General features: G+C 43.0%; 20 protein-coding genes and 1 pseudogene. 9 read left to right on the top strand and 12 right to left on the bottom strand.

The annotated features are described in order from the left end of the window. Positions 1 to 182: 182 nt before the first annotated feature. Positions 183 to 806: a polysaccharide deacetylase family protein gene (locus ABIX36_RS00185; protein WP_348080165.1), complete on the bottom strand. Its 624-nt coding sequence runs from the start codon at positions 804 to 806 to the stop codon at positions 183 to 185. Positions 807 to 893: 87 nt separating this feature from the next. Between ABIX36_RS00185 and ABIX36_RS00180 the strand changes: the two genes are divergently transcribed. From ABIX36_RS00180 to ABIX36_RS00160, 5 genes are all read left to right on the top strand, one after another. Next, positions 894 to 2255 (top strand): TolC family protein, encoded by a 1362-nt coding sequence (locus ABIX36_RS00180; RefSeq protein WP_348080164.1) that lies wholly within the window; start codon positions 894 to 896, stop codon positions 2253 to 2255. Between the two features lie 30 nt (positions 2256 to 2285). After that, positions 2286 to 3626, top strand: coding sequence for an efflux RND transporter periplasmic adaptor subunit (locus tag ABIX36_RS00175; protein WP_348080163.1), 1341 nt, complete (start codon positions 2286 to 2288; stop codon positions 3624 to 3626). Positions 3627 to 3837: 211 nt separating this feature from the next. Continuing rightward, positions 3838 to 4845 (top strand): NAD(P)H-dependent glycerol-3-phosphate dehydrogenase, encoded by a 1008-nt coding sequence (locus ABIX36_RS00170; RefSeq protein ID WP_348080162.1) that lies wholly within the window; start codon positions 3838 to 3840, stop codon positions 4843 to 4845. 29 nt (positions 4846 to 4874) lie between these two features. Next, positions 4875 to 5213 (top strand): hypothetical protein, encoded by a 339-nt coding sequence (locus ABIX36_RS00165; RefSeq protein ID WP_348080161.1) that lies wholly within the window; start codon positions 4875 to 4877, stop codon positions 5211 to 5213. 60 nt (positions 5214 to 5273) lie between these two features. Further along, positions 5274 to 5588, top strand: coding sequence for a hypothetical protein (locus ABIX36_RS00160; RefSeq protein WP_348080160.1), 315 nt, complete (start codon positions 5274 to 5276; stop codon positions 5586 to 5588). A 109-nt stretch (positions 5589 to 5697) separates the two neighbouring features. Here ABIX36_RS00160 and ABIX36_RS00155 read toward each other — a convergent pair whose 3' ends face one another. Beyond that, positions 5698 to 7545, bottom strand: coding sequence for a DEAD/DEAH box helicase (locus ABIX36_RS00155; RefSeq protein WP_348080159.1), 1848 nt, complete (start codon positions 7543 to 7545; stop codon positions 5698 to 5700). Positions 7546 to 7843: 298 nt separating this feature from the next. Between ABIX36_RS00155 and ABIX36_RS00150 the strand changes: the two genes are divergently transcribed. After that, positions 7844 to 8719, top strand: coding sequence for an alpha/beta hydrolase (locus tag ABIX36_RS00150; RefSeq protein WP_348080158.1), 876 nt, complete (start codon positions 7844 to 7846; stop codon positions 8717 to 8719). Positions 8720 to 8843: 124 nt separating this feature from the next. Then, complete coding sequence (locus ABIX36_RS00145; protein ID WP_348080157.1) at positions 8844 to 10895, top strand: IPT/TIG domain-containing protein; 2052 nt, start codon at positions 8844 to 8846, stop codon at positions 10893 to 10895. Between the two features lie 86 nt (positions 10896 to 10981). Here the strand turns inward: ABIX36_RS00145 and ABIX36_RS00140 are convergent, their stop codons facing one another. Both ABIX36_RS00140 and tsaD read right to left on the bottom strand, forming a co-directional pair. Next, positions 10982 to 11179, bottom strand: coding sequence for a hypothetical protein (locus tag ABIX36_RS00140; protein WP_348080156.1), 198 nt, complete (start codon positions 11177 to 11179; stop codon positions 10982 to 10984). A gap of 96 nt (positions 11180 to 11275) precedes the next feature. Next, positions 11276 to 12280 carry a tRNA (adenosine(37)-N6)-threonylcarbamoyltransferase complex transferase subunit TsaD gene (gene tsaD, locus ABIX36_RS00135; RefSeq protein ID WP_348080155.1) on the bottom strand — a complete coding sequence of 335 codons (1005 nt, stop codon included), beginning with the start codon at positions 12278 to 12280 and terminating at the stop codon, positions 11276 to 11278. Positions 12281 to 12484: 204 nt separating this feature from the next. On the opposite strand from tsaD, the gene ABIX36_RS00130 reads away from it, so the two are divergent. Next, positions 12485 to 16921, top strand: a complete 4437-nt coding sequence (locus ABIX36_RS00130) for a translocation/assembly module TamB domain-containing protein (protein WP_348080154.1) — start codon at positions 12485 to 12487, stop codon at positions 16919 to 16921. A gap of 4 nt (positions 16922 to 16925) precedes the next feature. Here the strand turns inward: ABIX36_RS00130 and ABIX36_RS00125 are convergent, their stop codons facing one another. The 3 genes from ABIX36_RS00125 to ABIX36_RS00115 all read right to left on the bottom strand — a co-directional run bounded on the left by ABIX36_RS00125 (position 16926) and on the right by ABIX36_RS00115 (position 20145). Further along, positions 16926 to 18131: a bifunctional 3,4-dihydroxy-2-butanone-4-phosphate synthase/GTP cyclohydrolase II gene (locus tag ABIX36_RS00125; protein ID WP_348080153.1), complete on the bottom strand. Its 1206-nt coding sequence runs from the start codon at positions 18129 to 18131 to the stop codon at positions 16926 to 16928. Between the two features lie 103 nt (positions 18132 to 18234). Then, positions 18235 to 19665 (bottom strand): LptF/LptG family permease, encoded by a 1431-nt coding sequence (locus ABIX36_RS00120; protein ID WP_348080152.1) that lies wholly within the window; start codon positions 19663 to 19665, stop codon positions 18235 to 18237. 99 nt (positions 19666 to 19764) lie between these two features. Then, positions 19765 to 20145 carry an START-like domain-containing protein gene (locus ABIX36_RS00115; protein WP_128532529.1) on the bottom strand — a complete coding sequence of 127 codons (381 nt, stop codon included), beginning with the start codon at positions 20143 to 20145 and terminating at the stop codon, positions 19765 to 19767. Between the two features lie 383 nt (positions 20146 to 20528). Between ABIX36_RS00115 and ABIX36_RS00110 the strand changes: the two genes are divergently transcribed. After that, positions 20529 to 21800 (top strand): site-specific integrase, encoded by a 1272-nt coding sequence (locus ABIX36_RS00110; RefSeq protein ID WP_348080151.1) that lies wholly within the window; start codon positions 20529 to 20531, stop codon positions 21798 to 21800. 738 nt (positions 21801 to 22538) lie between these two features. On the opposite strand, the gene ABIX36_RS00105 is transcribed toward ABIX36_RS00110, so the two are convergent. The 5 genes and pseudogenes from ABIX36_RS00105 to ABIX36_RS00085 all read right to left on the bottom strand — a co-directional run. Then, positions 22539 to 23045, bottom strand: coding sequence for a hypothetical protein (locus ABIX36_RS00105; RefSeq protein ID WP_348080150.1), 507 nt, complete (start codon positions 23043 to 23045; stop codon positions 22539 to 22541). A 5-nt stretch (positions 23046 to 23050) separates the two neighbouring features. Next, the gene (locus tag ABIX36_RS00100; protein ID WP_348080149.1) at positions 23051 to 23674 is read right to left on the bottom strand and encodes a hypothetical protein; all 624 of its coding nucleotides are present in this window, start codon (positions 23672 to 23674) and stop codon (positions 23051 to 23053) included. Between the two features lie 29 nt (positions 23675 to 23703). Beyond that, positions 23704 to 24000 carry a hypothetical protein gene (locus ABIX36_RS00095; protein WP_348080148.1) on the bottom strand — a complete coding sequence of 99 codons (297 nt, stop codon included), beginning with the start codon at positions 23998 to 24000 and terminating at the stop codon, positions 23704 to 23706. Between the two features lie 615 nt (positions 24001 to 24615). Beyond that, positions 24616 to 25272 (bottom strand): hypothetical protein, encoded by a 657-nt coding sequence (locus tag ABIX36_RS00090; protein ID WP_348080147.1) that lies wholly within the window; start codon positions 25270 to 25272, stop codon positions 24616 to 24618. Between the two features lie 9 nt (positions 25273 to 25281). Further along, positions 25282 to 25401: pseudogene (locus ABIX36_RS00085) on the bottom strand (RHS repeat-associated core domain-containing protein); the annotation flags it as partial. Positions 25402 to 25522 lie beyond the last annotated feature (121 nt).

The raw sequence follows: 25522 nt of genomic DNA, 5'->3' as shown, positions 1-25522 counted from the left end.
GCAACCTACAAAAAAATGCCCATTTACCGTTCACGCGCAGCACATGAACGCCGTGAACATTTCCAATATATTCATAATCAATAACTTGCAAGTTTACTAATGGTGTCAATATCGTGTCACCTCCACTATTATTGCAATTGGTTATATTGGTGTATAAATAAGCTTTCTTAACTGGTCCCCATTCAGGGGCTTAGAGGACAAAACGTATAGCCCTGCTTACTCCAATACTCCATGGCACGCGGCAGTACATATTGCAGCCTGTCGAAGGCTTTTAAACTATCATGAAACACGATGATCGACCCGGCTTCGGCATGTTTGATCACCTTTTCAAGGCAGGCTTCGGGTTTAAGGTTTACGTCGAAATCACCACTAAGGACATCCCACATGATGATTTTCAAACCGGGGCGGGCTTGCTTCAGCAGTTTTATCTGCTCCCGTTTTATCCTCCCATACGGTGGGCGGAAGAGGCTTGATCCTACTAATTTATCGGCCTGCAAAAAGTTATCCAGGTAGGTTTCATTCCCTGTATCCCATCCTTTTAAATGGTTGTGAGTGTGATTGCCAATAGCGTGCCCGGCGTTTTTTACCTCGTCAAAAACATCGGAGTGCTTATCTATATTATCGCCAATGCAAAAAAAAGTTGCCTTTGCATGGTACTGTTTTAAAATATTTAACACAAATGGTGTAACAATGGGTATAGGGCCGTCGTCAAAAGTCAAATAAATACAGCGGGCACCGGGCTCGGCATCCCATATTAGGTTAGGATATAACCATTTAAGGAGCCGGGGAGTTTTTACCAGGTACATACGCAACAGGGGTTAGATCGTTCCATACTTTAACAAAACAAAAGGCTTGCAAAGTAATAGCATTACTTATAATTGTATACCAATATTATGAAACTAAAATTTACAAAAACAAAAGTAACTATTACCTGCCTCATATTACTTTCTGCCGCCAACCTAACGGCCAACGCGCAGGAAGTTATCACCCTGCAAAAAGCGGTAGACCGCACGCTTGAACGTAACCTTACTATAAAACAGGCCCAGTATAACGAAGCGCTTAGTACCGAAGATTATAACCAAAGCCGCTATAATAAACTGCCAAGCGTTAGCGCAAACCCACAGGCAGGGTACAACTTTGGCCGTAACATCGACCCAACCAGCAACCAGTTTATCAACCAAAGAACTTTTACCGTAAATGCCGGTATAAATGCACAGCTAACGATTTTCCAGGGCGGGCAGTTGCGCAACCAGATCATTCAGAACCGTATTTTGGTTGATGTGGACAAAAGCAACACCGCAAAAATTAAAAACGACCTGGTACTAAATGTTGTTACCCAATACCTTACCGTATTAACCAACCAGGATTTGGTAACCGCATCGCAACAACAAATAGATATATCCAAGATTGCTTTAGACAGGTCGCAGAAAAACTTCGACGTAGGCAACCAAACGCTCGCCGACCTATCGCAGGCCAAAGCACAGCAATCTACTGCCGAGCTCAATTTAACTACGGCACAAAACCAGTTAGATCTGTCGTTACTGGTGCTGAAACAATACATGGAGATGAACCCGTTGGAGAATATCACGGTGGAGAAGCCCGACATTAGTAAGTTTACCGATGTACGTACCGCTTTTGATGGCGCATCTGTAATAAAGACCGCGCTTGAGATAAATCCTGACGTAAAACTTGCCGAAACGAGGCAGCTTGCAGCACAGCAAGCTATAAAAGTAGCCATGGGTGCCTATTACCCAAGTTTGGTGTTATTTGGCTCTGGCAATTCACGTTACTCCGATGCCGCCGTTAGGTTCAATAACCCTACTGCCAACTACCCATTTTTTGACCAGTTTAAAGAGAACTTTAATCAATCATTCGGCGTATCGCTACAGATACCTATTTTCAACCGGTTTGCCACCCGTACCTCGGTACGTAAGGCCCGCATCCAGTTTGAGAATGCCCAGGTAAGCACGCAGATATCTAAAAACAACCTGAGTAAGGTAATTATCCAGGCGGTATTGGATGTATCGGCGGCTAATAAAAAACTGTTTAGTACCGAGCAAACCTACCAGGCCAATAAAGAAGCCTTTAACGTAATACAACAACGGTACAATGTAGGGTTGGTAAACTCGCTCGATTACAATACATCGTTAACTAACCTGAATAAATCTCAGTTCGACCTGATACAGGCACGTTACGAGGTAATATTCAGAAGTAAGGTAATTGATTATTATCTTGGTAACCCTATAACACTCTAAACTTTAAATAAATAATCCTGAAAAAATATCATGGGAAAGACTACTAAATATATCCTTATCAGCTTAGGCGCATTGGCCGTATTGCTTTTTATACTGAAAGCAACGGGCGTAATTGGCAAACCTAAACTTACGCAAGTTGCAGTTGAAAAAGCCGATACGCGCGATATAAACGAAAACGTATCTGCCAGCGGAAAAATAAAACCACACATCGAGGTAAAAATAAGCCCCGAAGTGAGCGGCGAGGTGGTTGAACTGCCTATTAAAGAAGGCGACGTGGTTAAAAAAGGCCAGCTGCTTTGTAAGATCCGCCCGGACATTTTAAAATCGGGTTACGATCGTGCGGTTGCTTCTTACAACTCACAAAGAGCAAGCGTTGGTAATTCATCGCAAATGCTAAAACAATCCGAAGCTACTTTTGCCAACCAGGCATCTATATACAAACGCAGCCAGGAACTTTACAAAAACAAAGTGCTTACCGCTGCCGAGTTTGAACAGGCAAAAGCAAATTACGAAGGCGCAAAGGCATCGTTAGAGGCAGCCAAACAAAATGTTATCGGTTCTACCTACGGCCTGGCCCAGTCATCTGCATCTGTTAAAGAAGCACAGGATAACCTTGCCAAAACAACCATTTACGCACCGGTTGATGGCGTAGTATCAAAACTATCCATCGAAATTGGTGAGCGGGTTTTAGGAACCCAGCAATTTGCCGGTACCGAGATCATGACCATATCCGACCTGAACAAAATGGATGTGAACGTTGATGTGAACGAGAACGATATCAACCGCATAGCTGTTGGCAACCCATCGCAAATAGAGATAGATGCTTTCCTTGGCAAAAAATTTGAAGGCCAGGTGATAGAGATAGGCAGTTCGGCAAACGTGGTGGGTACCAATGCCGACCAGGTAACCAACTTTACCGTAAAAGTGAGGATAACCGCACAATCATACCTGGAGCTGCTGAAGAAGAATGCTGCAAACCATTCCCCTTTCCGCCCGGGATTAACCGCTACGGTTGATATCCAAACAAACCATGTAAAAGCGCTATCGGTGCCAATACAATCGGTTACCACCCGCGAAGAAAAGAAGCCTGCAGCAAATGGCAACGGTACCGAAGATGCCAAGAAAACAGCAAGCACTCCAATAGCTAAGGAATATGTATTTGTGCTTGATAAAGCGAACAAAGTAAAACAGGTACAAGTAAAGACCGGCATACAGGACGATACCTACATACAAATACTAAGCGGCCTTAAAGGTGGCGAAGAAGTAATATCTGCACCATTTGCTGCTATCTCTAAAGACCTTAAAGATGGACAAATAGTAGAAAAAGTAGATAAAGCCAAACTGTTTACCGGCGACGCTAAGAAAAACTAATTTTCCGGGACGAAGGATAAAAGATAGAAGGACAAAGGATAAAACCTTTGTCCTTTTTTTGTTTAACCCATTTTTTTTATCTGCTCTTCTTTCACCTTGCCTTTTTCCCTACCCTATTTTCTCCCTCGTCCATTCCTCTTTTGTCCTCAAAAATTCATTTATTTGTACCATCGGGGGAAACCAATTGCCCTGGTAGTACATTATATCTGTAATGCTTAAGCAAATACATAAAATCACGGTAGTTGGCGGCGGAAGCTGGGCCACAGCCAACATTAAGATGCTTGCCGACAACACCGTAGAAAAAGAGATTTTCTGGTGGATGCGGAATGAGCAGGCGGTAGAACATATCGGCAAATTTAGGCACAACCCCAACTATTTAAGTTCTGTAGAAATTAAAGTGCCGGCGGCAAATATATCGTCCGATCTAAAACCATTGATTCAGGTTGCAGATTGTATCCTCCTGAATGTGCCTGCCGCGTTTTTAAAGGAAGCCTTAGCAGGAATAACAGCTGAAGACCTTGCCGGCAAAAAAATAGTATCGGCCATTAAAGGAATAGTACCCGATGAAAACCAGATCATCGGCGAATTTTTGAACCAAAACTACAATGTATCCTTCAGCAATTTTATGGTGATAAGCGGCCCCTGCCATGCAGAGGAAGTAGCGCTGGAGAAACTATCATACCTTACCATCGCCTCGCAGGATGTTGACCTGGCTACCGAATTTGCCTCCATGTTGAACACCCGTTACATTAAAACCATCGTATCGGATGATATTTACGGTACCGAATACGGCGCTGTATTAAAGAACGTTTACGCCATTGCCAGTGGTATTTGCCACGGCGTAGGTTATGGCGATAACTTCCAGTCGGTATTAATATCAAACGCCATACGCGAACTGGAACGCTTTGTGGACGAGGTGCACCCTATCGACAGGGATATTAAAGAATCCGCCTACCTGGGCGATCTGCTGGTTACCGCATATTCGCAATTTAGCCGCAACCGTACCTTTGGCAATATGATTGGCAAAGGTTACACCGTAACATCGGCACAACTGGAGATGAACATGATAGCCGAAGGCTATTATGCAGTAAATTGCCTACACCAGATAAACCGCCAGTACAAGGTAGATATGCCTATATGTGAGGCTGTTTACGCTATTTTATACAAAAAAGCTTCCCCTACGGTAGAAATGCGCAAACTGGCAGAGAAATTGAGTTAACTACCACAGTTAATTCAATTTATCATACCATGAAAAAGTTATTCAGTACGGCAATGTTCGCGGCTGCTATGTTTGCAGCCTCTACTACTTTTGCACAGACCCATAAAGACACAACCGTTGCCCAAAAAGTTGGCACCACCGTAAAAAAGGGGTGGAAAGCAACCAAAAAAACAGCAAGCACTGTGGGCAATAAAACTGCCGAAGTCGCTTCTAAAGGGGCATCTGCAGTGGCCGATAAAAAATATGATGGCAAAGTAGCCCCCGGCGGCCAAACCATTTATATTGATAAAAACTCCTATTACTATTATGTAAACAAAAAAGGCCGCCATGTTTATGTGAAAGAATCGGCTTTGGTAGCCAAACCATAACAAAATATAATTGAGGCACCTGTTGTACAACAGGTGCCTTTTTCTTATCTTATCATCATCATGAAAACCTACACTTTAACATTTATACGCGTGGCGTGCGCATGTATGCTGCTCACGGCTGCCTGCCATAAAAACGAACCTAACAAGAAGCTGCAGGGTAACTGGAAATCTAAAGACAGCATTACCAGCTTAAAGATCACTGATAAGCAATTTACGCTGGATAACGAGGCCGAAGATTACTTTTTAAAAGGCGACACCATTTTTACCTCCTTTGAAGGCAACCTGCCCTACACTAAGTTTGTAATCCAAAAATTGGACGAAAAGCAGTTAAACCTCCTATTCCCGGATTCTGTTGCGGTTGAATTTAGCCGTTAAACAAAAACCTCCCGGATGCTGGTGCAAACGAGAGGCTTTGTAAACAAAACTAAACTATGCTTTTGGGTAAACTACCCCCCAAAAGCTCTTATGAAAACTAAAAACTAAATTAGAACCTTCTACGTCGCTCCGGGCGTTCCTCGCGGGGTTTGCCAGAGAAATCACGGAAACCACCGCCACCGGCGCTTTTGTTCCTGTCCCTGTTAAAGCCACCTTCGCGTCTTTCGCCACCACCACTTCTTTCACGGTTGAAACCACCGCCGCCTTCGCGTCTTTGGTAACCACCTTCGCGTCTTTCGCCACCACCTGTACGGGTTGTGCTGGTACCTTCGCCAGATATTTCAATCCTAACTTCGCGGCCTTTAAATTCAACGCCTTTAAAGTTGTTTACTACCTGGTCAACATCGCCGTTGCTTACTTCAAAGAAAGAGTAAACACCTTTAACATCAATTTTACCAACAGTACGGCCGCTTATTTTAGAGTTGTTGCAAATGTAACCCAGCAGATCGCCACGGTTAAATTCATCAACACTACCTAAATTGATAAACAGGCGTGTGTATTCGCTTTTACCACCAGCATCGCGCATACCGCGCTCGCCACCACGTTCACCATCACGCATCCTGTCATCAGCCGGGGCGTTCAGGTCAGGTGCATTTTTATAATAATCTAAAAAGCGGTTAAACTCTATTGATGCAAACTGTTTGATAACCTGTTCTTTGTCCAGATCTTTAAATTCATCCATAATGCGCGGGATGTATTGTTCAATCTGTTCTTCGTTAACGGTTACGTTATGCACTTTGTGTAACAATGAAAAAAGTTGTTTCTCGCAAACATCAAACCCGGTAGGGATCTCTGCTTTGATAAACTTTTTACCAATGGTACGTTCTATCTGCCGAATTTTACCAAGCTCTTTGCTGTTGATAATAGCGATAGATACACCTGTTTTACCTGCGCGGGCTGTACGGCCGCTACGGTGGGTGTAGTTTTCAATTTCGTCAGGTAAGCTGTAGTTAATAACGTGTGTTACATCGTTAACATCAATACCACGTGCGGCAACATCAGTAGCAATTAATAATTGCAGGCTGCGTTCGCGGTAGCGTTTCATTACCTTATCGCGTTGTTGCTGCGAAAGGTCACCATGTAAAGAATCGGCATTGTAACCGTCTTTCATCAACGACTCGGCAATTTCCTGAGTTTCAATTTTAGTACGGCAAAACACGATACCGAAGATAGACGGGTTGTTATCAACAATACGTTTAAAGGCAGCGTATTTATCACGGGCACGTACTACGTAGTACTCGTGGTCTATATTCACATTACCTGTGTTTTTTTCGCCCATGGTTAACTCAAAAGGGTTATCCATGTATTTTTTAGCGATCCTTCTTACTTCGGAAGGCATAGTGGCCGAGAACAGCCAGGTTTTTTTCTCGTCAGGAGTGGTGGATAAAATACTGTCAATGTCTTCCTGGAAGCCCATGTTGAGCATCTCATCAGCCTCATCCAATACTACAAACTTAACCTGCGAAAAGTCTATCGCCTTACGGTTAATAATGTCGAGCATACGGCCTGGTGTGGCCACAACGATCTGTACGCCGCGTTTAATTTGGCGTAGTTGATCCTGGATGCTTGCACCGCCATAAACGGCAACAACGTTAACGTTGTTCATTTTTTTGGCGTAGTTCTTAATGTCGTTCGTGATCTGTAAACAAAGTTCACGTGTTGGGCATAAAACAAGCGCCTGCGGATGATTTACTTCGAAATCGAGCAGTTCTAATAGCGGCAGTCCAAAAGCAGCTGTTTTACCGGTCCCTGTTTGGGCTAATCCGACAAAATCGTTGCTGCCTGTTAACAATACCGGAATTGACTGTTCCTGGATTGGCGTAGGATTTTCAAATCCTAACTCAGAGATGGCATTAACAATATCATGACGGATTCCCAGATTGATAAATGGGTTCATGAATTTAAATAACGTATTTGGCTACATCGCCAAATCGAGCGCAAAAGTACGTTTTATATTCCATTAATCCAATGCCTTTTTATTTATTTAAAATAATGATAATTTTAGCCTCAGAATTAGCTATAAAACTCTCAAAATCAAACAGTTTTTTGTGCAGATTATTTAAACATCATAATCCAGCGAGATTTTGGGCGACTATCAGCCCCATTAAAAAGCCGCCCATATTGGAAAATATCAATTAAAAAATATCTGTATTAGTCGGTTATTTTATACCTTTAAAAATCAACACCTTGCCATCATGAAACTTATTAAAGCCCTTCTCACTATTTTATTAGCCTTAGTTATTTGCACCGGCTATGCCCAGCAAAAAGAAACCGCCAAAAAAGACACCAACACCTACGGCCAAAACAAAGCGGTGGGAAAATATGCCGAGATCCGCGGCATTAAAATGTATTACGAAGTTTATGGTAAAGGCGAACCTTTGCTCATTATCCACGGTAACGGCGGCTCGATAAAAGATTTCAGGTATCAGATCCCTTATTTTGCCAAAAAATACAAAGTAATTTTGGCCGATAGCCGTGCGCAGGGGAAATCCAATAACGACAAAGATTCCCTCAGCTACGAAATGTTGAGCGATGACCTTAACGCGTTGATGGATCAGCTTAAGCTTAAAAACGCAAATGTAATTGGCTGGAGCGATGGCGGAATAGAAGGCTTGCTGTTAGCCATGCGTAACCCCGATAAAGTAAAAATGCTTGCCGTAACCGGTGCTAACCTTTGGCCAGATACTACTGCTGTTTACCCCTATATTGCCGATTTAGTAATGAAGCAAAACGTATTTACGGCTGATTCCCTAAAGAAAATGAAAAATCCTTCGAGGCTTATAAAAGACCAGGTGCTGTTACTGCACCTGCTTAGCTACGAACCGCATATAAAACCGGAAGCTTTGCATAAGATAAGCTGCCCCACCCTCGTCATCGGTGGCGACCATGATGTAATAAACCCGGAACATACCATGCTGATAGCGAAAAACATCCCGAGATCGTATTTATGGATCTTGCCAAACTCCGGGCACTCCACCCCTATTTACTACCGCGATATGTTTAACCGTGTAATAGGCGATTTTTTTAGCAAGCCTTACCGCAAGATAGAGAAGTGGGATGTATTGAAGTAAAGCACCTTGAAACTTAGCTATGCTGTATGCGTAGCAGTACGCAGAAAAATATACCGCAAATGTACTATTGGCATAACACTTTAATTAGTTGACATTTACGGGTGAATAAACCATATTACCAGTAATGAAACTCAGCTTAAAAACCCTCTCAAAAACGCTTGCCATGATGCTGTTGCTTATCATGGCGGTCAGCTCTTGTAAAAAAGACAAGAAAGTTGACCCAACACCTACAGCAACCAGCTCTATGGCCGGCACAATTGATGGTAAAACCATAAAACTGGATGCCGGCGCGCTCACATCAACCTACTACTCTACCGATGGCGACGCAAGCAAGGCTTTAGAAACCTCCGCCACGCTAAATGCTTCGGGCGATAAGTTGAATTTCTTTTTAAACGATCTTAAAAGCGGCATTTTAGCGCTTACCAAAAAATCGGGCACCTCTTTTAACCCGGGTTCGCACACCATAAAAATAAACGCCGACAGCCCCAGTCCGGTGCAAAGCTATGTATCGTACTTTAGCGGCGGCAATACCTACTTCGCCTACTCTGGTTCGATAGAAATAACGATTACCGATACCTCCATCACTGTAAAATGGAGCATTAATTTTAAAGACGCATCCGGTCGGGAGTTTAATTCGGCGGGTTCGTTCACGTTTGTAAACTACTTTGCGGTTACTAAGCCAAAATCGGAAGTAAAGGATCCTACCCCGGTCGCGGCCAAGCCCACTATCGAAAATATCAGCCCTACATCGGGTAAAGCCGGCGATTCGGTTTCTATAACGGGAGTAAACTACAGCACCACCGCCAGCGAAAACGAAGTTAAATTTAACGGCGTTGCTGCAACGGTAAAATCTGCAACGGCAACCCGCATTATTGTAACCGCGCCACAAACCGGCACAACCGGCGCGGTTACCCTTAAAGTAAAAAACAGCGACCTTACAACGGGCCCAACTTTCACCTATGTACAACCGGCAACCCTTACCTCTATATCACCGGCAAGCGGTAAAGTGGGCGATACGGTAATTATTACAGGCACCAATTTCAGTACGGATTTAGGGCAGAACTCGGTTAAATTTACCGGAGTACAAGGCTCGTTGCCAGCGGTGGTAAAAAGCGCTACTGCCACCAAACTGGTTGTTACAGTTCCGCAAGGCGCGCTTACCGGCCCAATTACCATAAGCGTTAGAGGCGGGGCGACATTAACCAGCAGCGACTTTGTGGTGATTATCCCCCAAACCAATGGAGATTGGCAGGAAACAGGCTTTACGCCCTTAATTCAAAACGTCAATCTGTCTGCATCAATAGGCAAAACCATGCTGTTCACCGGCGGGCTGGCGCCAAATTATCTGTACTACACCAGCAATGGAACAAGCTACGCAAACGTATATAACAACCTGCCTTTTGACCTGCAAACGCTGCAAATTCACCTGGTTGCATCTGATGGCAGCACATATTACATTACTACCAATCAAGGCATTGCCAAATCAGCTGATGGCACTACCTGGACAAAACTACTGCCCGATGCTAACCTGCCAAACCAAGGCTTTACCGGTATGGTTACAAGAGCCGGGGTATTAGCAATAATGAGCGCCACCAAGCTGTTCACCTCTACCGACAAGGGCGATACCTGGGCGACAGCAGAGTTACAGGCACCTCAGGGCGTATCGCTTGATTATTTAACCAGCGATGCAAACGGTAAATATTTTTATGCGATAGATGTTGCGCATAACCTTCCGGATAGCCTGGCCAAACACGTTATTTACCGGTCTACCAACCAGGGTAAAACATGGAACGCCACAAACGGTACAACGGGTATTTATGCGTATGCGGGCGGCTACCAGGATTTCTTTAAATCGTCTGACAATTACCAATTTGCCTTATTCTCTCCGCCAAGTAATAACACTTTAAATGCTCTTCGCCTTTACAGGTCTACGGGGCAAGGTGAGGCATGGGTTAAAATTAGTGATGAACAAAGCTTTACGGTAAAAACATTTGGTACGGTTGTAACCTACGGCGGTACAAGCTTTAATATCTCTGTAGATCAGGGTACAACTTTTGCAAAGCAGACCATCCCTTCGGGCTACGTTATTGGTGGAATTCAAAAAACGGAAGATTTTTATTACATCTTCTGCTTCAACACCAGCGGCTCGCATAGGATCTTCCGCCGCGGTATTTAGTTGCAGTTATAATATCGAATATCGGGAAAGAGCTCTCCTTTTAACAAAGGGGCGCTCTTTTTTATTAATAACGAAGTTAGCAGCGGTTATTGCGGGGTAGGCGTACCACCGCCGGCCTGGAACATGTGGTTCCAGTACATATAAACAATAACGCCAACAACAATTATGGCCAGCACAATTAAGCCTAATTTGCCTTTGCGCTTATCCTGGCGCATTACCCATACTAAAAAAGCAATAAGCGGCAGTACGAAGATTGCCCAAAAAATAAGTGATGCGGGAGTCATGTTGTTGTGTTTATAAGTTAATAGTTCAAGGTTCATAGTGTAGACGGAAAGCAGTTCGCAGCATTTGTATTACTATGAACTATCAACCATGGGCTATCAACCAAACGGCATTCTGGCCAGCGGTGCTACCTCCTGCCCTACAAATTCGCCTTTTAAGTATTTATAGTGTCCGGCAATGGCTATCATAGCGGCATTATCGGTACAGTATTCAAATTTTGGAATGAAACAATTCCAGCCTTTATCGGCACAAAGGTTGGTGAGCCCTTCGCGCAAACCTGTGTTAGCAGATACACCGCCGGCTAAAGCAATGTCTTTTATGCCGTACTCTTCCGCCGCGCGTTTTAGTTTATTCAGTAGAATTGTTGCTATCCGTTTTTCTACCGAGGCGCAAATATCCGCCAGGTTCTCCTGTATAAAGTTTGGGTTTTTAGCAACGTTATCACGGATGAAATACAGGATGGCCGTTTTCACCCCGCTAAAGCTGAAATTATAGCCGGGTATCTGCGGTTCAGGAAATTTATAAGCGTCCGGATTGCCGCTGCGGGCGTGTTTGTCTATCAGCGGGCCACCGGGATAGGGTAAGCCCAGTATCTTGCTGGTTTTGTCCATTGCCTCCCCGGCAGCATCATCCAGCGTTTGGCCGATGATCTCCATATCAAAATGGTCTTTCACCAGCACAATTTGTGTATGCCCGCCGGATACGGTAAGGCACAGGAAGGGGAATGTTGGTTTATGATCGCCAATAAAATGCGCTAAAATATGCGCCTGCATATGGTTAATATCAATAAGCGGCAGGTTTTTGGCCAGCGCGAACGCCTTGGCAAATGATACACCAACTAATAAAGAGCCTAAAAGGCCGGGGCCGCGTGTAAAAGCTACCGCATCAATATCATTTTTGTTTACTTTTGCGTTTAATAACGCTTGTTGTACAGCAGGGACAATGTTTTGCTGATGAACCCTCGAGGCAAGCTCGGGCACAACACCTCCGTAAGCTTCGTGTATGGTTTGGTTGGCAATAACATTGCTCAATATCTCACCATCTACACAAACAGATGCGGAGGTTTCATCACATGAAGATTCGATTGCTAATATTACAGGCACTTTTAAGAAATTATTGATTTAATGAATTAGCGAATTAGTGATTTGATGAGCAAACTATTTGGGTGGATAAGCGTATAGCGATAGGGCTTAATCAATCTCACACTAAATCGCTCATTCACTAATTAAATTAAACACAAAGTTATTAAAAAACTACTCAAAATAGCGTTAGGCATTGTATTGGTACTACTGTTGTTCGTCAGCATAGTGTTAATATTATTCCAATATAAGCCGGTGCAAACCTGGGCGGCAAAGAAAGCCACCGTTTATTTATCAAAAGAGCTTAAAACTACGGTTGATATAAAAAGCCTTTACATAGTGCCGTTTAAATCGGTTGTGCTGGAGGGCCTGTATGTTTTAGATAAGCAGCAGGATACTTTATTAAGCACCCCAAAACTTGCCGTGGAGCTAAGCGGGTTCTCTATCTTTAGCAGCATCAAAAAAAGGGTTATCGATTTTAAGTCCATCCAGCTGGATAACGGTACCTTTTACCTCAAAAAGCAAAAAGATAGTACCACCAATCTTAAATTTATTATAGATTATTTCAACTCCGGCGGTGGCGATACTACCAAAAAGCCTTCGGCAAAACCATGGACGCTCAATTTTGATAAGATCGCGGTAAACAACTTCCATTTTAAATATAAGAATAAGTTGCGTACAGCCGTAATAAGCGGCGTTAATTTCGACGACCTTGATGTGAACCATTTCAGCATCGTAGTGCGCAATATGGACCTGAAAAACCACCTGTTTAAAGCCAACGTTACCGGGCTTACCCTACGGGAACAAAGCGGTTTTAAGGTAAACAACTTCAACGCCAACGCAACCATAGATACCACCCAGATACTGTTACAAAACCTGGATATCATTACCCCGAACTCCAAAGTGCGCAATTTCTTCAGGATGAACTTTAAATCGTTTGACGATTTTGATGATTTTGAAAACAAGGTGCGCATGGATGCCGACATTAAATCATCGCACCTATCATCGAAAGATGTTGCTTTTTTCACATCCTCGCTTGGTAAAATAAACTTTGAACTGGGCGTAGACGGCCGCATCCGCGGCATGGTGAATAACCTGAAGGCTAAAAACCTCACCGTAACCGCAGCGCAGGCTACTTTTGTAAAAGGGGATTTTAATTTAACCGGCCTGCCCGATTGGGAGAACACCTTCCTCGCTTTAAAATTTGAGCAGGTAGCCACTAACAAAAAAGATCTGGATTACCTGTACAAACACTTTACCGGCAAACCAACAGCTAAGCTGCCCGCCATAGTAGGCAAGTTTGGTAACGTTAATTTCAGCGGCAGGTTTACCGGTTTGCAAAATGATTTTGTGGCGTTCGGTACATTTAAAACCAAGTTGGGCCGATTTGATCCGGATATCAACCTTAAAATAAACAAAAAGGGTGTACCGAGTTACAGCGGTAAACTCACAACAACCAATTTCGACCTGGGCACTCTACTGGATGATAAAACCCTGGGGCGTACCACCTTATCGGCCAACTTAAGCGGCAGCGGCGACGACCTGAAAACGCTTGCTGTTAAAGGTAACGCGAACATTAAGTACATTGGCTTTAAGGGTTATAACTACAGCAATTTGGTAACCAGCGGCACCTTTATAAAAAAGGTAGCGGCAGGCAAATTATCCATTAACGATAAAAATATAAAACTGAACATTGCGGGCAGCGTAAACCTTAATCCAACACTCCCCATTTATGATTTTACAGGCAATGTGGATAACGCCCGCCTGCGCGAATTAAAATTCATAAAAGATACGGTTACCGTTACTACGCAAATGAACACCAATTTTTCGGGCAATAACCTGGAGAATTTGGATGGGCACATTCTACTTACCGGTATTAGGGTGACCGATCCGCACCATAGCTATATAGTAGATACCGTAGCCATCAATGCAGATGGCAAAGGTGACGCGCGTACCATTTCGCTGCACTCGGATGTTGCCGACGGAAGCATTAAAGGCAGTTTTAACCTGGCTACTCTGCCATCTTATTTTAAAACGATAGCCAAGAAGTATATCCCATCGTTAAAAACAGAGATCACTGCACCCAAACCGCAGAATTTTGATTTTAACCTAACGCTAAAAAACCTCGACCCGGTTTTGGCCATTTTCCGGCCCGATCTGAAAATACCCGATCAGGGCACGTTTGTTGGCAAGTTTAACTCCTACGATAAAACCGCGACGCTAAGCGGGTTTATAAAAACCATTAAGCTTGGCAAAATTGTTTTTCACGATTTCATTATAGATGAAAGCACCAGTGATGATATGCTGAGCTTAAACGCATCCTTAAACCGGGTAGACCTTACCGACAGCTTGTATATCAAAAACATCAATATTGCCAACTTCCTGAAAAACGATAGCCTTAACTTCAACGTTAAGCTTTCTGATAAAGACGCGACCAACCAGTTGGATCTTTATGGATTGGTTGAGTTTGGGCGGGATACAACCGCCAAACTTAAGCTGCTGCCATCAGACGTGGTTTTAGAGCACCAGAAATGGAAGATACAGGACCAGGTACGCATCCGCCTCCTTGATGGTAAAACACAAGTAACTGGTTTCGAGCTTTCCAATGGGGTACAAAAGGTAAAAATAAACGGCTTTATATCTGATAATCCCGCCGACGAATTGAAGTTGACCTTCCAAAAATTCAACATGGCTACGCTTAACCAGCTTACCAAATCATCCGGCGTGTTGTTAAAAGGCGCGCTTAATGGCGATGTAGTGTTTACCTCGGTTATTAAAAAGCCCGGCGTTGATGCCAATTTAACCATCGACTCGTTAACGATGAATAAAACGCTGATAGGCGACGTGAAGATAAAATCGAAACTGGATAACCAACGCGAGCAGGCCGATGTAAAAATAAACATTACGCACCAGGGCTTGGAGACCATGAATCTCGCGGGCATTTACACTTTAGGGCACGAAGCCGGCGACAACCTGGATTTTGATGTAAAGATGGATCATACCGAAGCTATTATCTTCGAGCCTTTTGTGAAGGGCCTGGTGTCTGACCTCAAAGGGACGGTGTCTGCCAACTTAAAACTATCCGGTTCGCCATCCAACCCCGAATTAAACGGCGACCTCACCTTAAATAACACCGGCGTTACCGTTGATTACCTTAAAACTGCCTACACCGTAACGCATAAGCTAAGCGTAAACAACAGCGTTATTGGCATTGAGAATATGGTGTTGAAGGATTTTAGAGGCGGAACCGGAACCGCCAATGGCAAGGTTGATCTAACAAACATCGGCAATCCTTTTATCGACATAACGCTTGAAGCTAAAAACCTGCTTGCCTTAAATTCCACCTTTAAAGATAACCACCTTTATTATGGTACTGCGTACGGCACAGGTACTTTTAAATTTAACGGCCCGGTTGATAATATGAAGATAGATATTACGGCAAGCACCGAAGCCGGAACTATATTCAACATCCCGCTTAATACCTCGTCAACCGCTGCCGATTACGATTTTATAAAATTTGTTAATCATAACGACACCACCAGAAAAGTGGATACTAAGGTAAATGCCTTTAACGGCGTTACCCTGAATTTCGATTTAACTATCGACGAAAAAACAATTGTACGCATCAGTACCGATTATGGGGTTTTAGAAGGGACGGGGCAGGCCAGGAACCTTAAGCTTAACATAAACAGCCTGGGCGATTTTGAGATGTTTGGTGATTTCCTTATTACATCGGGTAAGTTTGAGTTTACCGCGAAAGATTTCATCAGTAAGAATTTTGTGGTAAGCCAGGGCGGTACCATCCGCTGGACGGGGAACCCATCCAACGCAGAGATCAATTTAAAGGCCCTGTACGAAGTGCGAACCGACATAGCCCCGTTGTATAACGCGGCCGGTTTAACATCGCCCTATGGCGCTAAACAGGTACTGGTGCAGGCCGAACTATTGATAACCAAATCGCTGATACAGCCTAATATCGATTTTAACTTTACCTTCCCGGTAGACCCTTCCATTAAGGATGACCTTTCCACCTACCTTGCGGATAATAACAACCGCAGCCAGCAGGCTTTAAGTATTATTGTAAGGCGCAATTTTGCATCTGGCACAGGGGCTAATATCACTAACCAAGTGGTGGGTACGGCTACACAAGCTGTGAGTGAATTTGCTTTTAATAAGCTAAATAACTTTATATCGCAATCCAATATTAAAAACGTCGATCTGAACATCCGTTCGTTTAGTGATGCCAGCCTCGGGTTCAGATTATTTAACGAGCGATTGCTTTTAAACGGTAGTTTTTACTCCAACAATGGCTCTACGGATATTTTCAACAGCCGTACCAACCTTTTCAACTCTGCCCTTAATAAGGATTTTGAGGCGCAATATCTCATTCGTAAAGATGGTAACCTACGCGCCAGGTACTCTTACCGCGCGCTAAACAGCACCACATTAAACACAATTAACGATGCCCTGGGCGTGCAGTACGTAAATGGTTTGGGGTTAGTTTACCAGCGCGATTTTGACACGTTTGGCGAATTTATACGGAATATTTTCAGACAAAGCCGGCGCGATAAGGCACCAACAACCCCACTGCCGGTCCCGGCTGCTACTATAGCACCAACGGTGACGAACAGCGCACCGGACGATAAAAGTTCAGAAGATAATTAGACGATTAGTGCTCGCGCATAATAGCGTGGTCCATCTTATCGCGCTTGGTTTTCAGATACGCCTCGTTGTGCGGGTTTGATGCTATCTCTATCGGCAGGTTTTCAACCACCTCTAAACCGTAACCTATCAATCCGGCCCGTTTTTTAGGGTTGTTTGTAAGCAGGCGCATTTTTGAGATGCCGAGGCTGCGCAGTATCTGGGCGCCGATGCCGTAATCGCGCTGGTCCATCCCAAAGCCAAGCTTAATATTAGCCTCAACGGTATCCAGCCCGTTTTCCTGTAAATGGTAAGCTTTTAGTTTATTTACCAACCCAATACCGCGGCCTTCCTGGTTCATGTAAACAATAACGCCTCTACCTTCCTTACTGATGATCTCCATCGCTTTATGCAATTGCGGGCCGCAATCGCAGCGGCAGGAGCCAAAAATATCACCTGTAACGCATGAACTATGCACACGCACCAAAACAGGTTCGTTTATATTCCATTCGCCTTTTACAAGCGCTAAATGATTTTCGCCGGTATCCAGTTGGGTGTAGGCAATCATATCAAAATCGCCCCATTGCGTAGGCATCTTTACAGAAACCTCTTTACGCACCAGCGATTCGGTATTTAAGCGGTAAGCTATCAGATCTTTTATCGATACGATAACCATATCAAATTCTTTCGCCATCACCAGTAATTCCGGCAGGCGGGCCATGTCGCCGTCCTCCTTCATTATCTCGCAGATAACACCGGCAGGCTCAAAGCCGGCCAAAACAGAAAGGTCGATAGCGGCCTCAGTATGGCCCGAACGGCGCAATACGCCGCCATCCTTGGCTATCAACGGAAAAATATGCCCCGGGCGACCTAAGTCGGCGGGTTTTATAGTTGGATCAATTAAAGCAAGTGTTGTTTTAGAACGATCTGTAGCGGATATGCCGGTTGTACAACCGTGCCCTAACAGATCTACCGATACCGTAAAATTTGTTTCGTGCGAGGTAGTGTTGTGGCTCACCATCGGCTCCAGCTCCAGTTCACGGGCGCGCTGAACGGTGATGGGGGCGCAAACCAATCCACGCCCGTAACGTACCATAAAATTAATGGTCTCGGGCGTTGCATTGCGGGCAGCGGTTAAAAAATCGCCTTCGTTCTCACGGTCTTCATCATCAACCACAATAATGGTTTTCCCAGCTTTTATGGCTTCTATCGCTTCCGGTATGGTGTTCAGCATTGTATCTGTATTTCGTAGGCCTTTATTTAATTAAAAACAGGGGATAAAAGGCACAGCAAATTTAAACGATAATTAAATGAAATAAGGTCGATATTGTGTAAAACTATGCAGGCGTGTTTACCTTGCTAAACCGTGTGCGGAGACGTTTGAAATAACGCTTGTAAATGTCCATATCAAACAAAGCGGAGTCGGTAGCGGCTTTATAGCTAAGAAAAATTCCTATTGGCAACAGTATGGCGATAGCGATCCAGGATCCGATAATTGGCGACAGATCGCCCTCCTTGGCAGATTTTTCGCCAATGGTACCAATGATGTAATAAATAAGGAAGAAAATAACGGATATAACAACCGGGAGCCCCAAGCCACCCTTGCGTATAATAGCACCGAGCGGGGCACCGATTAAAAAAAACACAATGCAAGCCGCGCCAAGATTGAATTTTTTGTGGTACTCCAAAATGTACCTGCGGACGCTTTTGGTTGCATCCTTATAGTTATCGGTGCGGTTGCGTATCATATCCTGCACCTGGCGCACCTCGCTTGCCGCGTTGTTGTAGGCGTTCAATTGGTCGTTCACGCCGTGTAGCAGCACACTATCTGCTGGTACAACTTTTTTTACCGAAGCCGATTTGGCAGGCAGTGAAAAATATTTGATATAGGGTTTTATAAGAGCGTAATTGGTCTTTACGGTACTATCCACATTACGGTTGGCCGAATCTACATAGTGTTGGATCTGCCTGAGATTCATCATCATAGATGCGCTCCTAAACTCCTCTTGTGGCGTTCGCGTCATGGTAAGATCAAACATTGGAAACCGCTGTTCAGTTTCTTTAAACCGAAAACGCGTGAGTTTTTGCCGTTGAAAATAGTTGTTTTCGCTGGGGTCTTCCTGGTAACGCACCCCATCTTTAAGCTTCAAAATAAGATAAAGGTCATCCTTACTGCGGTACATCAATCCCGATTTGGCAAAGGTTACGCTTTGATTGATCTCCAGCGCTTCCCTTTTGTATATCATAATATCGTTAAGGGTTTGCCCATCATCTCCTTTACTTTTAACACGGATAGAATAGCCGGGAAAGCGGTTACTAAAAATATTTTCAGGTAAGAAGTCCGCAGATTTTTGCTTGCGCACGTCGTACAAAAGGGAGTAGTATTTAAGATTGGCAATAGGTAACATCCAATCGGAAAAAGCAAAAGCCGCAATGCTTAATGCCACTACTACCACCATCATGGGGTACATAGCGCGGCGCAACGAGATCCCGGCAGATTTAATGGCTACAAGCTCATAATTTTCGCCAAGGCTGCCATACGTCATAATGGAAGAAAGCAGTACCGAAAGCGGTAGCGCCATAGCCACGTTGGTGGCCGAGTTGTACATCATCAACTCCAAAATAACGTACCACTGGAAGCCTTTACCAATGAGGTCATCAATGTATTTAAACAAAAACAACATCAGCAGCACAAACATTACAATAAATAAGGTTACAATAAACGGCCTTATAAATGATTTGAGCAGTAAGAGATGTATTTTTTTCATCGTGACGAATGCGGCAGTGCAACAACTGCATAATGCATAACTGTAATTAGCAATGCATATTGTAATTAAGCGCGCAAAAATACAGAAATTAAAATTCGTTTACGCGCCAAGCACGCTAATGAGGTAGTCGATCTGGTTATCCCAAATTTGTTTTCGCTCGGTAATGGTTTCCTCTGTAGCAAAATCAGTTATGCTCAAAGCAACATCATTGGTAAGCTCATCCTGGATGATTTCCATCTCAAAATAAGCCTGCGGCTCGTCGTCCAGCCATTTAAAACGCACTAATTTGTTCTCTTTTATGGCTACAAGCTTGGCATTTTGTTTCTCGCCATCCCAGGTAAAGGTGTAGATCTGGTCGCGCACGCTTACATCATCGGCAAACCACTGCGTTAAGCCATTGGCCTCATTTAGAAAAGTATACAATATCCTTGGGGAGGATTTTATCTCGTATTCTATGTTGAATTTCTTCTTCTCGGACATGTGCAGTTTAATCGTTAGCAACCCTTAGGATGTAAATGTTAACATTTTTTCTAAAGAAAACGAATTTCTGCTATATTTGCAAACCTTTTTCAGGAACCATCAAAATATATACTGAAAGAGCTGCTCAATTATTTGGAGCATTAAAACAACAAACCCGGCGGGGTAGCTCAGATGGTTAGAGCGTAGGATTCATAATCTTGCCAATATTGCAACATTGTGGTCTGAAATGGTTGAAAATGGCATTCGCTGTTGTCTACAACAACCACAAAACACCATCAAAACACATGTTGAGCTAGCCGAACCGTTAACAAAACCGTTAACAAAATGCGACCTTTGACAGGGGGCGTGGAAACAAATTTTATTCACTTAAAAAAGTTTCCATTATGGCTACCGCAAAAATCGTCACCTGGAGTCGTCCCGACAAAAACAAACAATTCCCAATCGGTATTAAAGTTTCACAAAATGGCATTCCCGCCTACCTGTTCGAGGGTAACGCGCTTGCATCGCGCGATCATTGGGATGCTGCAAAACAGCAAGTAAAAAAAGCGCATCCGCACCACATGCGATTGACAAATTTCTTGTCAAAAAAGCTTGCAGAAGTTAACGGTAAAATCCTCGAATTTGAAACCGACAAAAAGACTTATTCGGCAGAAGATGTTGTAAACGCAATTAAGCCAAAGCCTGTACAGGCACCGCCGCCGCCTGTCAAACTGCCCTTATTCAAAGACGTTGCGGATAATCACCTGCGCGAACAACAGGCACTTGGTAACTATGATGTTCATAAAACCGACAAAAGTCGCCTGAAACGCTTTTATGAGTATGCCGGAGAGAATGTAACATTCCCCGAAATTACCGTCGAGTTCCTGCGCCATTACACAGTATTCCTAAGGACGGAACACAACCGCAACAGGAAGGAGCAAAAACCATTAAGTGACCGTTCTGTTACCAACCACCTGCTGGCAATCCGTACCCTGTACAATCGCGCCATTACTGCGGGACTGGTTGGCAAGGATAGTTACCCTTTTGGCGGCAGGGAAAAAATTATGATTAAGTTCGGTAAGACCGAAAAAATCGGTTTAACCGGGGATGAAATAAACCTGCTTAAACAATACCAGTTTCCCGCTCACCAAAGGCACTTGCACCATAGCCGCAACATTTGGTTAGTATGCTTTTATTTTGCTGGCATGCGCATCACCGATGCGCTGATGCTGAAATGGTCGGATTTTCAAAACGGGCGTTTTTATTACACCATGTCAAAAAATGGCGAACCGGGATCATTGCCTGTCCCTGCTGCAATCGCCGCCATTTTAGAAGAATACAAAAACGAAACCCAAAAACACGACCTAGTGTTTTCGTTCCTGAAATGCCTTGATAACCTCGACGACCGTTACGCCTTGCGCAGGCGCATTAATTCAGTAACGCGCTTAATTGGCGTACACATGGTCGCTGTAACGGAATTATTGGCTATCAATAAAAACGCATCCCCGCACAAAGCCCGCCACGCTTTTGCGCAACGTGCCGAAGAAAAAGAAATACATCCCAAGGTGCTGCAAAAGATGTATCGCCATGAAAGCATCGTTACAACGATGCAATACCAGTCGAACTTCTCGCATAAGAAAGCGGATGAAGCACTGGAAGCGGTGATCGATTTCTAAAGGGTAAAGAGGGGCGAAAGCCCCTTTATCATTAGTGCATTATATCATCTTTAAACAAACAAGAATGTGCCGCCGGAAGTAAACCAAAAATGCGCAGAGGTGGCGTTAAATTATTAGCAACACATTTATCGCGTTTTTAAAAGAAATACAGGCCGTTGTTCTGTATCTCTCTATAGCATGGTCTCTATATGAAATAGTGCTGTTTCTACTTTTTCTATTTCCAGTAATTCAATCTCCCGGAATTCGGCATGCAACTTTGTGTAAGCAAAATCCAAGAACTTCTTTCGCTCTTCTTTTCTTCCATTTTTAAGATAAGCCGCAATACATATGGCTAAAAAATCGAGTGAACTTAGTTTCGTCATTTAATCCTTCTCCTGCGACTATCATTAATTTAATACATAGTTGTCTGGCTAAAATGTCTTCAAAACTTAAACCAGGTAACGACGAATCTAATGCAAGATGACACTATGAGCAACTTGAATTTCAACATTCTACAAAGCTTCTACCTTGATTTATCAAGGTCACCCCATCTGTTAGAATCCTGATAACAGCTTCTGCGCAGATATATAATTTGAAATATCTAATCGCAACAGAAGAGGGGGGCATTTGCCCGACGCTTCACTCGAGCCAGTCGAGATTGCAAATATAACTTGTCAATGGCCCAACAATAACGACGATAACTTCCCTATTAAATTTAACGTGGTTAAACATTGCGCTGATGTTGAGAAATGCGATTAATTACCTTTCTAAGTTCCCTTTATCCAATTTATGTATTTTTTTCCAATCAATAAACTCGTATTCATCGAAGTAACTAGCAACTAAGTCTATGTTATACAAATTAGGTTCAGGTTTAATAGCCATGCTTGTTAAGAAATTTAAATAATCCGTGTGGTTATCAAAGCCTTTATCAAAATCATTTTTGGGAATAATAACATGCCAAGATTGCTTTACATTTCGATTATAAAGAATCGTATTTCCTGTATATAATAAAATAACTGTATCCAAAACCGTCACTTTTTTAACATTGCAAAACCCAATCCCGGAATATTTTCCTTTAAGGGCGATACACCATCCCATATCGGTTGTCGTAGAGAGCACTTCATATGGTTTTATCAACGGTAACCTACCCATATCCCCATCACCTTTTTCAGTGTAAAATCTATCTACATGTGAATAATTATGCTTACATGCAAATTGAATGAACAGAATGCATAAAAACACAAAGAGTCGGATTGAATATTTCATTTTTATTATTTTATCGTTTCATTCCATCTCGCCTCGACAGCCATGTCGGACCTACCATCCAAAACTCCCGTCCAAATAGGTTTAAGAATAGCGTTGATACCATTGTACGTGTTACTACGTCCTTTTTGATAATCTAAATCAAATTTATCAATGACTTGATAATTAACAATAATCGAGGAATTGACGTTTTCAATCGTGGCAATTATTACACTACCTCCAATAGCCAACTTGAGTTCAGTGTCTCCCTGGGTTGAAAAAAAAGGACCTCCACCAAATTTAATAGGTCCAATAAATCTTTTCAGTAGAGGGTTTGCTCGAAATTGAGCCAGTATTTGGTTTCGCCATGCTAAAAAAGCCGGGTCTTTTTTCATCTTCTCTAATAAATTTCCTGTTATTACCGATTTGCTGGAATACTTTATTATCGCATTATCCCTTAATTCGTCAAATGATGAAGCCGGGTCAGTACTTTTAGGTTTCCAAAACAAATATCTTGGCATTTGGGAGCTCCGTGATTGCGTATAAAATGCAACGTCTAAAACTTTTTTTACATAGGCAATAATATTTACTTGTGGCAACACTCTACCCGTATCTAAGCCAAACCTATCTATATAATTAATCGGATTATTCAAACAATAACTATAAGTTGAACTACTCGGATTTAAATCTGTGATTGGATCCAATACCCCCCCCATTTTCCAATAATTGGGTCGTAAAAGCGCGCGCCATAATCGTACTGATTCGCTAAATCAGCTTGTATTTCTTTGCCATTATAAAGATAACGGTTGTTATTGGCATTATCATATAGCGCTCTCCGCAAGCCGAATGAATAATATTCATCCTCCTGTATCACACGTGCAGTGCCCGCCGGGTTAATATCGAAGCTTACGCGGGTATTGCCCAGGTGGTCTGTAAGGCTGTATTCGTACAAGGTAGGCGCCGCTGTTGTTGAGCGCACGGCCTTCTTCGGTTTGAAGGCAATCGTGCCGTTCTCGTACTGGATGCCGCTGATGTAATCGGTGATGGTTACGCCATTGTTCTTGCGCAGCTTTTGCCCGCTGGGAATTTAGGCACGAGTACGCCGCCCGCTTTGCCTACGCTGCATACTCGCGCGCGAGGTAAAAACGAACTACTTTTTATTTCTTATGAAATTTAATCCTCTAATATTTTCTGCAAGGTATAGGTCTCTAATCGAATCTCCTTCTAAACAAATCGATGTAGTTTCGCTAATGTCAAAACAAGTTACTTGTGAAAGCTTTAAAATTGAGTTTTTATCTGCGTTATCATATATCATCGAACGTAGAACAAATTTGTAACACCCTTTTAGTTTGATTATACCGGATTTTAGTTTCTTTTCCTTTTGTGAAACAATTTTATATATGCGATCATTTTTTTTTGAATAAATTAGGTAATAATTGTTTATTGAGTCAATTTTATAAACACGATAACAACATGTGTCATTTAAGACTTTATCTTTATACTTGCCTCTTTGTAATTTATTCTTGTACTCCGCAGTAAATAGCGATATGATAACGAAACTAACAATAAAAAACTTCATAATTATACTGATAAATTACTTTTCAATCTGTTGAATTATTTTTGTCTGATTTGGCTTAGAAGTACCGGCCCCTCCAATATAGTAAATTTCTCCAGCAGCTGTAGCTCTAGTTAATCCCCGAGTTCTAACTCCATTTGAATCAAAAAACGCTTGCTTTATCGGGCCAGCTTGGTCGACAGCACTTGCATGGGCTGTAGAATAAACACTGTTTGGATTTAAAACATCCTCTTGCGTAGCTGCCCTCGTTGAAAGCCCCGATGCTTGAGCCAATTTTGCGCCAGCAAAAGCTTCTGTAACTTCATGTAACGTATTGGCCCCCGGTTTTTCATAAAAACTGTCAATTGTGCTAGTTGTCTTAGGATTTATTTCTTGATTGGCAACCACCATGTTTTTTCCATCCACCATAGTCGTTGTGACATCGTTACCGCGAAACGCTCCGCCTAACATATCTGTAGTATTGTTTGTCGCATTTACGTTTACTACTATACTGTGATCATCTAATGCATTTTTTAATTTGGTGGCATCAGCGGTTAAAGCTGTACCTGCGACTTGGGTGTAAGTAATGTTACCAGTAGTTCCGTCCCTAGTCAAATTTAATTGCCCTTGTACCGATTTCTGAAGTTCGTCAGTTGCTTTTTGTTGTTCAGAGCCGTTTATATGAACGTCATACATACCATCAGGATCAATAAATGATAGAGGGTTGTTCTTTCCATATACATACGGGCTGATTCGTCTTGACTTCTCCGCTAACGGATCCACCACACCCCATCTCCCTACCACTGGGTCATAAAACCTCGCGCCATAATCGTATTGGCTACCATATTTATTTCACCGTTTCCCAGGTTTTCGGTTTGCGCTTTTTAGGCGTTATAAAGAACGTTTGTTAGGGTAAAGATAAGCGTTAGTTTTTCATTTGCAAGGG

This window comes from Mucilaginibacter sp. (assembly GCF_039925265.1).
GTDB lineage: Bacteria > Bacteroidota > Bacteroidia > Sphingobacteriales > Sphingobacteriaceae > Mucilaginibacter.
This window is presented reverse-complemented; position numbering and strand designations above follow the sequence as displayed.

Coding starts and splice junctions, on each gene's coding strand:
- ABIX36_RS00165 (WP_348080161.1), top strand. CDS start 4,875: ATGAAAAAGTTATTCAGTACGGCAATGTTCGCGGCTGCTATGTTTGCA.
- ABIX36_RS00145 (WP_348080157.1), top strand. CDS start 8,844: ATGAAACTCAGCTTAAAAACCCTCTCAAAAACGCTTGCCATGATGCTG.
- ABIX36_RS00155 (WP_348080159.1), bottom strand. CDS start 7,545: ATGAACCCATTTATCAATCTGGGAATCCGTCATGATATTGTTAATGCC.
- ABIX36_RS00170 (WP_348080162.1), top strand. CDS start 3,838: ATGCTTAAGCAAATACATAAAATCACGGTAGTTGGCGGCGGAAGCTGG.
- ABIX36_RS00160 (WP_348080160.1), top strand. CDS start 5,274: ATGAAAACCTACACTTTAACATTTATACGCGTGGCGTGCGCATGTATG.
- ABIX36_RS00125 (WP_348080153.1), bottom strand. CDS start 18,131: ATGCTGAACACCATACCGGAAGCGATAGAAGCCATAAAAGCTGGGAAA.
- ABIX36_RS00180 (WP_348080164.1), top strand. CDS start 894: ATGAAACTAAAATTTACAAAAACAAAAGTAACTATTACCTGCCTCATA.
- ABIX36_RS00090 (WP_348080147.1), bottom strand. CDS start 25,272: ATGTATGACGTTCATATAAACGGCTCTGAACAACAAAAAGCAACTGAC.
- ABIX36_RS00185 (WP_348080165.1), bottom strand. CDS start 806: ATGTACCTGGTAAAAACTCCCCGGCTCCTTAAATGGTTATATCCTAAC.
- ABIX36_RS00175 (WP_348080163.1), top strand. CDS start 2,286: ATGGGAAAGACTACTAAATATATCCTTATCAGCTTAGGCGCATTGGCC.
- ABIX36_RS00110 (WP_348080151.1), top strand. CDS start 20,529: ATGGCTACCGCAAAAATCGTCACCTGGAGTCGTCCCGACAAAAACAAA.
- ABIX36_RS00115 (WP_128532529.1), bottom strand. CDS start 20,145: ATGTCCGAGAAGAAGAAATTCAACATAGAATACGAGATAAAATCCTCC.
- ABIX36_RS00140 (WP_348080156.1), bottom strand. CDS start 11,179: ATGACTCCCGCATCACTTATTTTTTGGGCAATCTTCGTACTGCCGCTT.
- ABIX36_RS00105 (WP_348080150.1), bottom strand. CDS start 23,045: ATGAAATATTCAATCCGACTCTTTGTGTTTTTATGCATTCTGTTCATT.
- ABIX36_RS00150 (WP_348080158.1), top strand. CDS start 7,844: ATGAAACTTATTAAAGCCCTTCTCACTATTTTATTAGCCTTAGTTATT.
- ABIX36_RS00120 (WP_348080152.1), bottom strand. CDS start 19,665: ATGAAAAAAATACATCTCTTACTGCTCAAATCATTTATAAGGCCGTTT.